The organism is Serratia sp. FGI94 (assembly GCF_000330865.1).
Lineage (GTDB): Bacteria > Pseudomonadota > Gammaproteobacteria > Enterobacterales > Enterobacteriaceae > Serratia_B > Serratia_B rubidaea.
In genome coordinates, this window is sequence record NC_020064.1 from 1,508,058 (window position 1) to 1,522,365 (window position 14,308).

Annotated in this window: 14 protein-coding genes and 1 pseudogene; 13 read left to right on the forward strand and 2 right to left on the reverse strand. The window is 56.3% G+C overall.

All coding sequences use genetic code 11. The annotated features are described in order from the left end of the window. Positions 1-137 precede the first annotated feature (137 nt). The 8 genes and pseudogenes from D781_RS06950 (at position 138) to D781_RS06985 (ending at position 5,913) form a co-directional block, all read left to right on the forward strand. Entirely contained in the window at positions 138-995 is an 858-nt protein-coding gene (locus D781_RS06950; protein ID WP_041412033.1) for a YPO3983 family protein, read from the forward strand. Continuing rightward, positions 979-1,443 carry a DUF943 family protein gene (locus tag D781_RS06955; RefSeq protein ID WP_015671603.1) on the forward strand — a complete coding sequence of 155 codons (465 nt, stop codon included), beginning with the start codon at positions 979-981 and terminating at the stop codon, positions 1,441-1,443. The genes D781_RS06950 and D781_RS06955 overlap by 17 nt, the downstream gene beginning before the upstream one ends. Positions 1,444-1,490: 47 nt before the next feature. Continuing rightward, positions 1,491-1,961, forward strand: coding sequence for a DUF943 family protein (locus D781_RS06960; protein WP_041412034.1), 471 nt, complete (start codon positions 1,491-1,493; stop codon positions 1,959-1,961). 91 nt (positions 1,962-2,052) lie between these two features. Next, entirely contained in the window at positions 2,053-2,517 is a 465-nt protein-coding gene (locus D781_RS06965; protein ID WP_015671605.1) for a DUF943 family protein, read from the forward strand. A 47-nt stretch (positions 2,518-2,564) separates the two neighbouring features. Then, positions 2,565-3,028, forward strand: a pseudogene (locus D781_RS06970) (DUF943 family protein). Positions 3,029-3,089: 61 nt separating this feature from the next. Continuing rightward, entirely contained in the window at positions 3,090-3,551 is a 462-nt protein-coding gene (locus D781_RS06975) for a DUF943 family protein (RefSeq protein ID WP_041411747.1), read from the forward strand. A 23-nt stretch (positions 3,552-3,574) separates the two neighbouring features. Next, positions 3,575-4,072, forward strand: coding sequence for a DUF943 family protein (locus D781_RS06980; protein ID WP_233494120.1), 498 nt, complete (start codon positions 3,575-3,577; stop codon positions 4,070-4,072). Between the two features lie 248 nt (positions 4,073-4,320). Beyond that, positions 4,321-5,913: an ABC-F family ATPase gene (locus D781_RS06985; protein WP_015671609.1), complete on the forward strand. Its 1,593-nt coding sequence runs from the start codon at positions 4,321-4,323 to the stop codon at positions 5,911-5,913. Positions 5,914-5,984: 71 nt separating this feature from the next. On the opposite strand, the gene moeB is transcribed toward D781_RS06985, so the two are convergent. Continuing rightward, the gene (gene moeB / locus D781_RS06990; RefSeq protein WP_015671610.1) at positions 5,985-6,746 is read right to left on the reverse strand and encodes a molybdopterin-synthase adenylyltransferase MoeB; all 762 of its coding nucleotides are present in this window, start codon (positions 6,744-6,746) and stop codon (positions 5,985-5,987) included. Between the two features lie 2 nt (positions 6,747-6,748). After that, positions 6,749-7,987, reverse strand: coding sequence for a molybdopterin molybdotransferase MoeA (gene moeA / locus D781_RS06995; RefSeq protein WP_015671611.1), 1,239 nt, complete (start codon positions 7,985-7,987; stop codon positions 6,749-6,751). 114 nt (positions 7,988-8,101) lie between these two features. On the opposite strand from moeA, the gene D781_RS07000 reads away from it, so the two are divergent. The 5 genes from D781_RS07000 to gsiC all read left to right on the forward strand — a co-directional run bounded on the left by D781_RS07000 (position 8,102) and on the right by gsiC (position 14,305). Continuing rightward, positions 8,102-8,638, forward strand: coding sequence for a DUF924 family protein (locus D781_RS07000; protein ID WP_015671612.1), 537 nt, complete (start codon positions 8,102-8,104; stop codon positions 8,636-8,638). Between the two features lie 295 nt (positions 8,639-8,933). After that, entirely contained in the window at positions 8,934-9,893 is a 960-nt protein-coding gene (locus D781_RS07005) for an isoaspartyl peptidase/L-asparaginase (RefSeq protein WP_015671613.1), read from the forward strand. A gap of 15 nt (positions 9,894-9,908) precedes the next feature. Then, positions 9,909-11,786 carry a dipeptide ABC transporter ATP-binding protein gene (locus D781_RS07010; protein ID WP_015671614.1) on the forward strand — a complete coding sequence of 626 codons (1,878 nt, stop codon included), beginning with the start codon at positions 9,909-9,911 and terminating at the stop codon, positions 11,784-11,786. Positions 11,787-11,805: 19 nt separating this feature from the next. Continuing rightward, positions 11,806-13,338, forward strand: coding sequence for a glutathione ABC transporter substrate-binding protein GsiB (gene gsiB, locus D781_RS07015; protein WP_015671615.1), 1,533 nt, complete (start codon positions 11,806-11,808; stop codon positions 13,336-13,338). A 46-nt stretch (positions 13,339-13,384) separates the two neighbouring features. Beyond that, entirely contained in the window at positions 13,385-14,305 is a 921-nt protein-coding gene (gsiC, locus tag D781_RS07020; RefSeq protein ID WP_015671616.1) for a glutathione ABC transporter permease GsiC, read from the forward strand. The last annotated feature ends 3 nt before the right edge of the window (positions 14,306-14,308 follow it).

Genomic DNA, 14,308 nt, shown 5'->3' on the forward strand with positions numbered 1-14,308 from the left:
TCTTGGGTTTATTGAGAATATAGCAGCGTAAATCCTGTTTTTCGCCGCAATTGTGGGCAATATCTATACTAAGTTTGGCTGCTGAGTATCATTCGCTTGTGACGATCATTGGACGATGACACAAGGAATGTATCATGATGGCTGCACTGCAGTTTCCCTGTACGATATTTAAAACGCAAAAGCGCATGGACGATTATGGAGCGAGCGATATGCGTTGTGGAGACCTGTCCGCATCACAGCTAAAAACGCATTTTCGACTGGCGGACGTTTCCACCACCGTAGACCCGTGGACGCTGACCAGAAAACGCCTTCACCAGGCGCACCCGCGCGCCTACGCGATGGTCAACCGCCTGTCCGCCCCGCAACAGACGCTGACCCGCCGCGAGTGCGCCGCCATACTATTTGATGAGCTGCGCCAGCTGTCGCGGATGTTTGCCCTTTATGGCCCCTATAAATACCTGATCGGCAAGATGATCGATCACCTGCAGTATGGCAACGGCACGCCGTTTGCCAGCCCGCATCTGGACAGGGCGTTGAGGGAGCATATTTTGGGGGATAATACACAAGACAGTTCGTTATTAAAAATAAGGCAAGCTTTGTCTGGAAACATTGATTGGAAAAATGGAGTCTATCTATATGAAAATATAGGTGAAATCATTAAGAGTATTCACTTTAGTAAATTACCTAAATTTGATCGCTTTCAGGATAACTTTAACGGTATGGGAATAACTGTACATGATACCTGGGCAACCCATATTACCATAAAATCATTACATATTGAGAAATCGCGCTATCGTGCGTTAATTCATTACAAAGTTCAGGATCACTTTGGATTGGATGATGGTGATATTTCAAAGTTTAAATTTAATCAGTTCCGGTTTTTTCGCATTTGGTTTGTACTTCAACGATATAATAAATTTGGATTTAAGCCTTTTATGACCAATATGGATGCTACTGTAGAAATTATCGGGAGTGTAGATGAGCGTAAAAAATAAAAAAACAAGAAATATAATTTTAATTATAGGTTGTATTTTTCTAGCCTATGCTATTTGGTTGCTGCTACGCCCGGTTAGAATTGTTGCGGTTCATGAGGATGGACACTTTAGCTCTGTGTTGGTCAAAAGTTTTCCGTTTAGCACCAAGGGGAAGATAGACTGGTGGTTGCAGAATAAGGATATGCTAAAAGAGCGCTACGACATTCCAAAACCAGCATCTTACGGTAATTTTAGTGTAAGTTTCTGGCTGTTTGGTGATGGTTATAAAGAGGAAGGGAAATATGATAGGTTGTGTTTTGATGATATGAAGACAAACATTAACTGTATTGAGAAGGATATCGTTTTCTCTGTAAGTAAGAGTAAAAATCTTGGTGTTGTTTTTATTGTGGATAATGGGATATATCGAATAGATAAAAACGGTAGGATAGTAAAGGTAAATATAGACTAATGATAAAGACTAGTGCATCACACATGGAGGATTTAGGGAAGGAAATTATGTCGATAAGGTCTTTATGCGTGAGGGGGAAGCTGGTCCTGTTGTTGACCGCTTGTTTTTCAATTGTTTATATCTCCTGGTTGTTTTTGCGTCCAATTTTGATCGTTGCTGTTCATCAAAGGAGTAATTATAGCGATATTTTAGTTAAGAATTTTCCCGCTACCGATAAGAGGAAAATTCAGTGGTGGTTTGAAAATAAGGATAAGCTAAAGACGCAGTATAATATCCCGCAACCCGCCTCCTACGGTAGTTTTACCGTGACCTTCTGGCTGTTTGGTGATGGCTATCAGGAGGAAGGTAAGTATGATCGCCTGTGCTTCGATGATATGCCAACCAAGAAAAACTGTATTGATAAAAATTCGCTGATGATGGTCAGGTACGCTAAAAATACCGGCCTGTCTTTTCGGCTGGATGGTGGGGTGTATCGTATAAAGGGGAATGGTGAAATGATAAAAGAGAAGTATAAATAGATATACTCATCTACTGTACAATGTTTGTAATAGTGGGTTCATTAATCAGGTATATGTAAAATATTACCGACAAATATCATGGAAGATATCAATGGCTGTTATAAATAAAAATAGAAATACGTTTTTACTATTGGTAATCGGCGTTCTAACCGTTTATATCGCCTGGTGGTTTTTACGCCCGGTGCAAATCGTGGCAGTACATGAGGATAAACACTTCAGCTCTGTATTGGTTAAAAGCTTTCCGCTTACCACCAGAGGAAAAATAGAGTGGTGGTTGCAGAATAAGGAGATGTTAAAAGAGCGCTATGGTATCCCCAAGCCGGCATCCTACGGTGATTTCAGCATCACTTTCTGGCTGTTTGGTGACGGCTATAAAGAGGAAGGTAAGTACGACAGGCGCTGTTTTAATGATATGAAGACCAAGGTTAACTGTATTGAAAGGGATATCGTTTTAAATGTGCGCAATAGCAAAAATATGGGAGTTGTATTTTTTGCTAATGGAGGAATATACCGAATCGATAAAAACGGTAAGATAACAAAGGTAAATATAGACTAAAGATAGAGCTTAGATTTATCTCACATGGGGCTGTAGGGAGGAAAACCATGTTGATAAGATCTATAGGCGTGAGAGGGAGGTTAGTTCTGTTATTGACGACCTGCTTTTCAATTGCTTATGTTTCTTGGTTGTTTTTTAGACCGGTAGAGATCGTTGCCGTTCATCAGTATGATGATTTTAGCTTTGTGTTGGTGAAAAACTTCCCTCTTACCGACAAGGGTAAGTTCGATTGGTGGATGTCTAATAAAGATATGTTGAAAAAACACTATGGTGTTCCCCAGTCTACATCCTCTGGTTTTTTTGTCATTACCTTCTGGGATTTTAGTGATGGTTATAAAGAGGCGGGTAAGTACGATAGGCTCTGTTTCAATGATATGCCGACAAATAAAAAATGCATCGATAAGAATAAGTTATTTACCGTTGAAAATAATAAAAAAAACGAATTACTGTTGACGATGGCAGGTACCTGATGAATGAAAATGGTGAAACCATAAAAATAAATAGGGATTAATAGATGTATATTCTAATTTTTATGTGGTGTTATTTCCCTGTAAGTTTTATAGAAGATTTTCATGGTAATAATAAATAGGAAAAAATCATTTACGCTACTAATGTTCTGCACTCTGGCTTTTTATGTATCTTGGTTATTGTTACGGCCGGTAGATATTATTGCGACTCATGAAAATAGACACTTTAGCTCTGTTCTGGTCAATAACTTTCCGCTTACTACTAAGGGTAAAATAGAGTGGTGGTTGCAGAATAAGGATATGCTAAAAGAGCGTTACGGCATTCCCAAACCGGCATCCTATGGTGATTTTAGCATAACTTTCTGGCTGTTTGGTGACGGCTATAAAGAGGAGGGAAAGTACGACAGACGCTGCTTTGATGATATGAAAACCAAGGTGAACTGTATTGAAAAAGATATCGTTTTCTCTGTAAGTAAAAGTGAGAATCTGGGTGTTATTTTTGTTGTGGAACACGGGATATATCGAATCGATAAAAATGGTGAGATAACCAAGGTAAATATAGATTAATGATAAAGGATTATACATCACATATGGAGGCAGTAGGGAAGGAAACTATGTCGATAAGGCCTATAGACGTGAGGGGGAAGCGAGTCCTGTTGTTGACCGCTTGTGTTTCAATTGTTTATATCTCCTGGTTGTTTTTGCGACCAGTGGAGATTGTTGCCGTTCATCAGAGGAACAATTTCAGCGCTGTGTTAGTCAAGAATTTTCCACTTACCGAACAGGGGAAAATATCTTGGTGGATGAATAATAAAGATATGCTGAAAATGCGCTACGGAATTCCTAAGCCTGCTTCCTACGGTAGTTTTACCATCACATTCTGGCTATTTGGTGATGGTTATAAAGAAGAGGGAAAATATGACAGGTTGTGTTTTGATGATATGGACACAAAATTTAACTGTATTGAAAAGGATGCGGTTTTTTCAGTCAATAACGATAGCCGCAACCGGATTCATTTTACGACATACAGTGGTGACGACTATCTGCTGAAGGATAACGGCGAAGTGGTGAGCTATGAGTACCGGTAATTAACGTTTTTATCGCGTGCGTATTTTCCGCAGAGGCGACCAGTAACCCGCCGCGCATCTTTGCCTCTGCGAGGACCCGCCCCGGCACCGCTTTTGTCGCTCGCCGGCGGGCAATCCACCCGGTCAGCCATGCGTCATCCCGCCTCACTGACCGCGTGTTGCAAAAATGAGCACAACTATGGGCGATCCCGGCGGCCCGTTGTGGCATAATGCGCGCCAAATCACATTCCCAATTAAGAGCGAGCGTTGTGCTAAGTACTAACAACATCACTATGCAGTTCGGCAGTAAGCCGCTGTTTGAAAACATTTCCGTTAAGTTTGGCGGCGGTAACCGTTACGGTTTGATCGGCGCCAACGGCTGCGGCAAATCCACCTTTATGAAGATCCTCGGCGGCGATCTGGTGCCGAGCGGCGGCAACGTGGCGCTCGACCCGAACGAGCGTTTGGGTAAGCTGCGTCAGGATCAGTTCGCCTTTGAGCAGTACAGCGTGCTCGATACCGTGATCATGGGCCACACCGAGCTGTGGGAAGTGAAAGAAGAGCGCGACCGTATCTATGCGCTGCCGGAAATGAGCGAAGAAGACGGCTATAAAGTGGCCGATCTGGAAGTTGCCTACGGCGAGATGGACGGCTACAGCGCCGAAGCGCGCGCCGGCGAGCTGCTGCTGGGCGTCGGCATTCCGGTGGAACAGCACTACGGCCCGATGAGCGAGATCGCCCCGGGCTGGAAACTGCGCGTGCTGTTGGCGCAGGCGCTGTTCTCCGATCCGGAAATTCTGCTGCTCGACGAACCGACCAACAACCTGGATATCGACACCATCCGCTGGCTGGAGCAGGTGCTGAACGAACGTAACAGCACCATGATCATCATTTCGCACGACCGTCACTTCCTGAACATGGTGTGCACCCATATGGCGGATCTGGACTACGGCGAACTGCGCGTCTACCCGGGCAACTACGACGAATATATGATGGCGGCCACCCAGGCGCGCGAACGTCTGCTGGCGGACAACGCCAAGAAGAAGGCGCAGATTGCCGAGCTGCAGTCGTTCGTCAGCCGCTTCAGCGCCAACGCCTCCAAGTCCAAGCAGGCGACTTCGCGTGCGCGCCAGATCGATAAAATTCAGCTGGATGAGGTTAAAGCCTCCAGCCGCCAGAACCCGTTTATCCGCTTTGAGCAGAACAAGAAGCTGTTCCGCAACGCGCTGGAAGTCGAAGCGCTGAGCAAGGGCTTCGACAACGGTCCGCTGTTCAACAAGCTGAACCTGATGCTGGAAGTCGGCGAGAAGGTCGCGGTGCTGGGTACCAACGGTATCGGTAAAACCACGCTGCTGAAAACGCTGGTGGGCGATCTGCAGCCGGACAGCGGCAGCGTTAAATGGTCGGAAAACGCCAAGATCGGTTACTACGCTCAGGATCACGAATATGAGTTCGATGAGACGCTGACGGTATTCGACTGGATGAGCCAGTGGAAACAGGAAAACGAAGACGAGCAGGCGGTACGCAGCGTGCTCGGCCGTCTGCTGTTCAGCCAGGATGACATCAAGAAGAAAGTGAAGGTGCTGTCCGGTGGTGAGAAGGGGCGCATGCTGTTTGGCAAGCTGATGATGCAGCGTCCTAATATCCTGATTATGGACGAGCCAACCAACCACCTGGATATGGAATCCATCGAATCGCTGAACATGGCGTTGGAAATGTATGAAGGCACGCTGATCTTCGTTTCCCACGACCGTGAGTTCGTCAGCTCGCTGGCGACGCGCATTCTGGAAATCACCCCGAACAAGGTGATCGACTTTACCGGCAACTACGAAGACTATCTGCGTAGCCAGGGTATCGCCTAATCCTCTGACGGATTAACGGCGCGGCGGGCGCAGTATCAGCGTCCGCCGCGCCGCTTCGTTATTTCCCCGCTTTATTCGGCCGCTGCGCCGCACACCTCGCACTGCGGGTTCTTCGGCAGTTTCATTTCGCGGAACTGCATGCTCATGGCGTCAAACATCAGCAGTTTTCCCACCAGCGGCTGCCCGTAGTGGGCCAGCAGTTTAATCGCCTCCATCGCCTGCAGGCTGCCGACGGTGCCGACCAGCGGCGCCATCACCCCGGCTTCCACGCAGGTCAGCGCGTTGTCGCCGAACAGCCGGCTCAGGCAGCGGTAGCAGGGTTCGCCCGGCTGGTAGGTAAATACGCTCAGCTGGCCTTCCATGCGGATAGCCGCGCCGGAAACCAGCGGCGTGCGCTGCGCGTGGCACAGGCGGTTCAGCTGGTCGCGGGTGGTGACATTGTCGGTGCAGTCCAGCACCACGTCGCAGGCGGCGATCAGCGCCGCCATCTGCTGATCGTCCAACTGCCGATCCACGGTGTCGATCGTCACGTGCGGGTTGATCTCCGCCAGCGTTTGCCGGGCGGAGGCCACCTTGCTCATGCCGATGCGCCGATCGTTGTGCAGGATCTGGCGCTGCAGGTTAGAGAGCGCCACGCTGTCGAAATCCACCAGCGTCAGCCGGCCGACGCCGGCGGCGGCCAGATAGGGCGCCGCCGCGCAGCCTAGCCCGCCCAGGCCGACGATCAGCGCGTGGGAGGCTTTCAGCCGCTCCTGCCCGTCGAAGTCGAAACCGCGCAGGACGATCTGGCGGTTGTAGCGCAGGGTTTCGGCATCGGTTAATTCCGGCAGCATGATCAGCTCCTCAGCAGCGCATTAAACGGCTCGATCTCCACCATCTCGCCGGCGGCGACGGAACCGCGCTCACGCTCCAGCACGATAAAGCAGTTGCCCTGACTGAAGGAGCTGAATACGTGCGAGCCCTGATGGCCGGTGGTGCTGACTTCCAGTTCACCCTGCGCGTTGCTGGCGAACAGGCCGCGCTGAAAGTCGAGGCGGCCCGGGGATTTTTTCAGCGGCGTCAGCGCACGGGCGCGCAGGCGTGGCGGCAGGCGCCATTCGCTGTGGCCGGCCAGTTTGGCCAGCAGCGGCTGCACCAGCTGGTAGAAGGTCAGCGCCGCGGAAACCGGGTTGCCCGGCAGGCCGCAGAACCAGGCGTTATGCAATTTACCGAAGGCGAACGGTTTGCCCGGCTTGATCGCCAGCTTCCAGAAGCCGACTTCACCCAGCTCATCGAGCATCTGTTTGGTGTAATCGGCCTCGCCGACGGAGACGCCGCCGCTGCTGATCACCACGTCGGCCTCGCTGTCGGCCCGGTTGAAGGCGGCGCGCAACGCCGCCTGATCGTCGCGGATAATGCCGAGGTCGAGCACGTCACAGCCCAGCTGCTCCAGCATCAGGCGCACCGCAAAACGGTTGGTGTCGTAAATCTGGCCGTCCTGCAGCGGCTGGCCGACCGGCTGCAGCTCGTCACCGGTGGAGAACACCGCCACTTTCAGTTTGCGCATTACGCGCAGCTCGGCAATGCCCAGCGAGGCCAGCAGCGGCAGCTGCGCGGCGCCCAGCTTCACCCCGGCGGGCAGCACGCTGGCGCCCTGGCGGATATCTTCGCCCGCCAGGCGGATATTCTGCCCGGCGTGCACCACGGCGTTGAAACGCACGCCGTCATCGGTCACTTCCGCCTGCTCCTGCATAATCACCGCTTCGGCGCCGGCGGGCACCGGCGCGCCGGTCATAATGCGTACGCAGCTATGGGCGGGCCAGGCGTCATTAAAGGGGGCGCCGGCGAACGCCTTGCCGGCAACCGGCAGCGGCGCATTGGCGTTGAGGTCGGCCAGGCGCACCGCATAGCCGTCCATCGCCGAATTGGCGAACGGCGGCACGTTGAGCGGCGAGATCACCGGCGTGGCGGTAATGCGCCCGGCGGCGTCGGTCAGCGCGACGGCTTCGGTGTCGTCGAGCGGCGTGACCCGGCTGAGCATGTTGTCCAGCGCCTGTTCAAGGGAAATCAGATCGGCAGTATGGCAATGGTCCATAAAAAAGAACTCCATAATCAGAAGGCGCGAAAAATATCGGCGAAGTGGGTCTATTATGGCAGATAACCCCTGACGGGAGAATGACCCGGCGGGTCACGCGTGGAGGAGCAAAAAATGCATAAGCAGGTGATAGATTTCTGGTTCGACGAGATAGACCCGGTGATGTGGTTCCGCAAGGACGATGACTTCGATCGCCAGCTGCACCAGCGATTTGCCGCGCTGTGGCATGTGGCGGCGGCGGGGGAGCTGGCCGCCTGGCGTGACGATATCGAAGGCCGGCTGGCGGAGGTGATCGTGCTCGATCAGTTCAGCCGTAACCTGTTCCGCGGCACGCCGCGCTCGTTTTCCTGCGACGGCATGGCGCTGATTCTGGCGCAGGAGGCGATACGCAGCGGCGAGTGCGAACGGCTGACGCCGGTGCAGCGCGGCTTTCTCTATTTGCCGTTTATGCATTCAGAATCACCGCTGATTCATCAGCAGGCGCTGGCGCTGTACCGTGAGCTTAATAATCCCGAGCAGCTGGATTATGAACTGCGGCACAAGGCGATTATCGACCGCTTTGGCCGTTATCCGCACCGCAACGCCATTTTAGGCCGCCGCAGCACGGTGGAAGAAGAGGAATTCCTGCGTCAGCCCGGCTCGTCATTTTAACGGGACGACGCGTTAGCAAACCTGCCTTGCCCCGTCTGGCAAACAGCATGCCGTCAGGCGGGCGCACGGCCGATAGCCTCCCCACGCCGCACATGACATCATTCTGATTAATTAACCCGCTGTTTTTATTCCATAAAAAAATATCTTCGCGCAAAAAAATCTAATAAAGAGTTAGGCGGCCCGCCTTGGGGATGAAAGGCTTTACATCATCCGCTGCGCTAAATATAGTCAAAAAAGAATAATAATCGTCCCGTCATATCAATGGGATCGGAGCGTTAAGACAGGGTGACAGGCCATGAGCAAACCAGTGATTGCCATTCACGGCGGCGCGGGCGCAATCAGCCGTGCGGCAATGAATGCGGAGAAAGAGCAACAGTATATTCAGGCATTATCGTCCGTGGTGGCGGCCGGGCAGGCGGTGCTGGCCGGCGGCGGCAGCGCGCTGGACGCGGTGACCGAGGCGGTCAGGCTGCTGGAAGAGTGCCCGTTGTTCAACGCCGGCAAGGGCGCGGTGTTCACCCATCAGGGCACCCATGAGCTGGATGCCTGCGTGATGGACGGCCGCGGCTGCGACGCCGGAGCGGTCGCCGGCGTCAGCCGGGTGCGCAACCCGGTGCTGGCGGCGCGCGCGGTGTTGGAGCAGAGTCCGCACGTGATGTTTGCCTGTGAGGGGGCGGAAAAGTTCGCCGCTGCGCACGGTCTGGAAATGGTGGAGCCGGATTTCTTTTTTACCCAGGAACGCTTCGATCAACTGCACCGCGCCCAGGCGGAGCACGGACGGGTGCTGCTCGATCATGACGGCGCGGCGGCGCTGCATGGCGATCCTATCGATCCCGATCGCAAATTCGGCACCGTTGGCGCGGTGGCGCTGGACGCCGCCGGCAATCTGGCGGCGGCCACCTCGACCGGCGGCATGACCAACAAACAGGCGGGGCGCATCGGTGATACGCCGATCGTCGGCGCCGGCTGTTACGCCAACAATGCGACGGTGGCGGTCTCCACCACCGGCATCGGCGAAACCTTTATGCGCGGCGTGTCGGCCTATGACGTTTCCGCCCTGATGGAGTACGCCGGCCTCAGCCTGCAGCAGGCGACTGACAAAGTGGTGATGGAGAAACTGCTGCAGCTGGGCGGCAGCGGCGGCCTGATCGCCGTCGACCGCCACGGCAATATCGCGCTGCCGTTCAACAGCGAAGGCATGTACCGCGGCTTCGGCTACGTCGGCGATGCGCCCTCGGTGGGCATCTACCGTTAACCGGCCGGGGGCTGCATGAGCGAAAACATTCTTGAACCGGCGTCGGCCGGCAGCCTGGTTCTGCCGCCGCAGCGGGTGCTGGCGGTGCGCGACCTTCGCGTGCGCTTTCACAGCGAAGACGCGGTGGTTGACGCGGTGCGCGGCGTCAGCTTTGACGTCGACCGCGGTGAAACTCTGGCGGTGGTCGGTGAATCCGGCTCCGGCAAGTCCGTCACTTCGCTGGCGCTGATGCGGCTGGTGGAGCAGGGCGGCGGGCAAATCGCCGGCGGCAGCATGATGCTGCGTCGCCGCAGCGGCGAGGTGGTGGATCTGGCGGCCGCACGGTCGCGTACGCTGCGCACCCTGCGCGGCGCCGATATGGCGATGATTTTCCAGGAGCCGATGACCTCGCTGAATCCGGTGTTTCCGGTGGGCGAGCAGATCGCCGAAGCGCTGCGCCTGCATCAGGGTATGGACCACCGCAGCGCGCGGCAGGAAGCGCTGCGCATGCTGGATCTGGTGCGCATTCCCGAAGCGAAAAACGTGCTCGGTCGCTATCCGCACCAGCTGTCCGGCGGCATGCGTCAGCGGGTGATGATCGCCATGGCGCTGTCGTGCAAGCCGGCGCTGCTGATCGCCGATGAGCCGACCACCGCGCTGGACGTCACCATTCAGGCGCAGATCCTGCAGCTGATCCGTCTGCTGCAGCAGGAGATGCAGATGGGGGTGATATTTATCACCCACGATATGGGCGTGGTGGCGGAAATGGCCGACCGCGTGCTGGTGATGCGTCAGGGCGAAGCGGTGGAGCAAAACGCGGTGCGGCCGCTGTTCAGCGCGCCGCAGCAGCCCTATACCCGGGCGCTGCTGGCGGCGGTGCCGAAGCTCGGCGCGATGGCCGGGCGCGACCTGCCGGCCAAATTCCCCCTGCCGGGCGAAGCGGACAGCGATGCGGCGCAGGACGGCGTGCCGCCGGGGAGCGCGCCGATTCTGCAGGTGCAGAATCTGGTCACGCGCTTCGATCTGCGCAGCGGCCTGCTGAACCGGGTTACGCGGCGGGTGCATGCGGTGGAGAACGTCAGCTTCGATCTCCACCCCGGGGAAACGCTGGGGCTGGTGGGGGAGTCCGGCTGCGGCAAATCCACCACCGGCCGCTCGCTGCTGCGCCTGGTGGAGAGCCAGCGCGGCACCATCACCTTTGACGGGCAGACCGTCAATCAGCTGAAAGGCGCGGCGCTGCAGCACCTGCGGCGCGATATCCAGTTTATTTTTCAGGATCCGTACGCTTCGCTGGATCCGCGCCTGACGGTGGGTTTTTCCATTATGGAGCCGCTGCTGGTGCATAACATCGCCCGCGGCGAGCAGGCGCAGCAGCGGGTGGCCTGGCTGCTGGAGCGGGTGGGGCTGCGGCCGGAGCACGCGCAGCGCTATCCGCATGAGTTTTCCGGCGGCCAGCGCCAGCGTATCTGCATTGCGCGCGCGCTGGCGCTGAACCCGAAGGTGGTGATCGCCGATGAGGCGGTGTCGGCGCTGGACGTCTCTATTCAGGCGCAGATCGTCAATCTGCTGCTCGATCTGCAGCGCGAGTTCGGCATCGCCTTTCTGTTTATTTCCCACGATATGGCGGTGGTGGAGCGCATCTGCCACCGCGTGGCGGTGATGTACCTCGGCCAGATTGTTGAAATCGGCCCGCGGCGGGCGGTGTTCGCCAACCCGCAGCATGCCTATACCCGTAAACTGATGGCGGCGGTGCCGGTGGCCGACCCGCGTCATGTGCAACATCGCCAACCGCTGTTGGCGGACGATATTCCCAGCCCGATCCGCGCGCTGGGGGATGAACCCGTTACCGCACCGCTGGTGGAAGTTGGCCCGGGACACTTTGTCGCGCGTCACCCGATTGCCGGTGCCTATTAGCTCCCAGGAGAAAAGCGACATGACTCAGAAACGTAGTGTATTGGCCGTTGCCGTGCTGCTGGCCGCGGTCGGCAGCAGCCCGGCGTGGGCGGCGAAGGACGCGGTGATCGCCGTGGCGTCCAATTTCACCTCGCTCGACCCTTACGACGCCAACGATACGCTGTCGCAGGCGGTGGCGAAGTCGTTCTATCAGGGGCTGTTCGGCTTTGATAAGGATATGAAGCTGGTCAACGTGCTGGCGGACGGCTATCAGGTCAGCGACGACGGCCTGAGCTACACCATCAAGCTGCATCCGGGGGTGAAGTTCCACGACGGCAGCGACTTTAACGCCGAGGCGGTGAAGGTGAACCTGGATCGCGCCAGCAACCCGGACAGCCACCTGAAACGCTACAACCTGTTCAAAATGATCGACAAGACCGAAGTGGTCGATCCGCTGACGGTGAAGATCGTGCTGAAGACGCCGTTCTCGGCGTTTATCAACAATCTGGCGCACCCGGCGGCGGCGATGATCTCGCCGGCGGCGCTGAAGCAGTACGGCAAACAGATCGGTTTCCATCCGGTGGGCACCGGCCCGTACCAGTTTGAAACCTGGAACCAGACCGACTTCGTCAAGGTGAAGAAATTCGCCGGCTACTGGAAGGCGGGGCAGCCGAAGCTGGACAGCATCACCTGGCGTCCGGTGGTGGACAACAACACCCGCGCGGCGATGCTGCAGACCGGCGAGGCCGACTTCGCGTTCCCGATCCCGTATGAGCAGGCCAAGGTGCTGGAGAAAAACGCCAAGCTGAATCTGGTGGTCGCGCCGTCGATCCAGCAGCGCTATATCAGCATGAACGTGACGCAAAAGCCGTTCGATAACCCGAAGGTGCGTCAGGCGCTGAACTATGCCATCAACAAAGAGGCGCTGATCAAGGTGGCCTTTGCCGGCTATGCCGCGCCGGCGCAGGGGCCGCTGCCGCCGACCATCGATTTTGCCGCCCGCTACCAGCCGTGGCCGTATGATCCGGCCAAGGCGCGCGAACTGCTGAAGGAGGCCGGCTATCCGAACGGCTTCAGCACCACGCTGTGGTCGTCCCATAACCACAGCACCGCACAGAAGGTGCTGCAGTTTACCCAGCAGCAGCTGGCGCAGGTGGGGGTGAAGGTCAAGGTCACCGCGATGGACGCCGGCCAGCGCGCGGCGCAGGTGGAAAGCGTCGGCGTGAAGGACACCGGCGTGCGGATGTTCTATACCGGCTGGTCGGCCTCCACCGGCGAAGCGGACTGGGCGCTGTCGCCGCTGTTCGCCAGCCAGGCGGCGCCGCCGAAGCAGTTCAACACCGCGTTTTACAGCAATCCGCAGGTGGACAAAGACCTGAGCGATGCGCTGGCGACCACCGACCGCAGCAAGAAGCAGGCGCTGTACAAAGATGCGCAGGACCATATCTGGGCCGATGCGCCGTGGATTTTCCTGGCGACCGAGCGCCTGCTGTCGGCCGGCAGCAAGCAGCTGAGCGGGTTCTACGTAATGCCGGACACCTCGTTCAGCTTTGACGACGCCGACCTGAAATAAGCGCGCGGCGCAGGGGAGACGCTGCCCCTGCGCCCTGGAATCTGTGATGCTGAATTATTTTATTAAACGACTGCTGGGGCTGATCCCGACGCTGCTGATCGTCGCGGTGCTGGTGTTTCTGTTCGTGCATCTGCTGCCGGGGGATCCGGCGCGGCTGGCGGCCGGGCCGGACGCCGACGAGGCGGTGGTGCAGCTGGTGCGCCAGGAGCTGGGGCTGGACCGGCCGCTGCCGCAGCAATTCGCGCACTTTTTTATCAACGCGCTGCAGGGGGACTTCGGCCATTCGATGGTGTCGAAACGGCCGGTGAGTGAGGAGATCGCCACGCGCTTTATGCCGACCTTCTGGCTGACCGTCGCCAGCATGGCGTGGGCGGTGATTTTCGGTATGGCGATTGGCGTAGTGTCCGCCGTCTGGCGCAACCGCTGGCCGGATCGTCTGGGCATGACGCTGGCGGTGTCCGGCATTTCGTTTCCGGCGTTTGCGCTCGGCATGCTGCTGATGCAGGTCTTTTCCGTCGATCTGGGCTGGCTGCCGACGGTGGGCGCCGACAGCTGGCGGCACTATATTCTGCCGTCGCTGACGCTGGGGGCGGCGGTGGCCGCGGTGATGGCGCGCTTTACTCGCGCCTCGTTCGTCGAGGTGATGCAGGAAGACTATATGCGCACCGCGCGCGCCAAAGGGGTGCGAGAAACCCGCGTGGTGATCAAACACGGGCTGCGCAACGCGATGATCCCGGTGGTGACCATGATGGGGCTGCAGTTTGGCTTTCTGCTGGGCGGTTCGATCGTGGTGGAGAAGGTGTTCAACTGGCCCGGCCTGGGACGGCTGCTGGTGGATTCGGTGGAGATGCGCGACTACCCGGTGATTCAGGCCGAGGTGCTGCTGTTCTCGCTGGAGTTTATTTTGATTAACCTGTTGGTGGATATGCTGTATGCGGCGATTAACCCGGCGATACGTTACCAGTGAGGA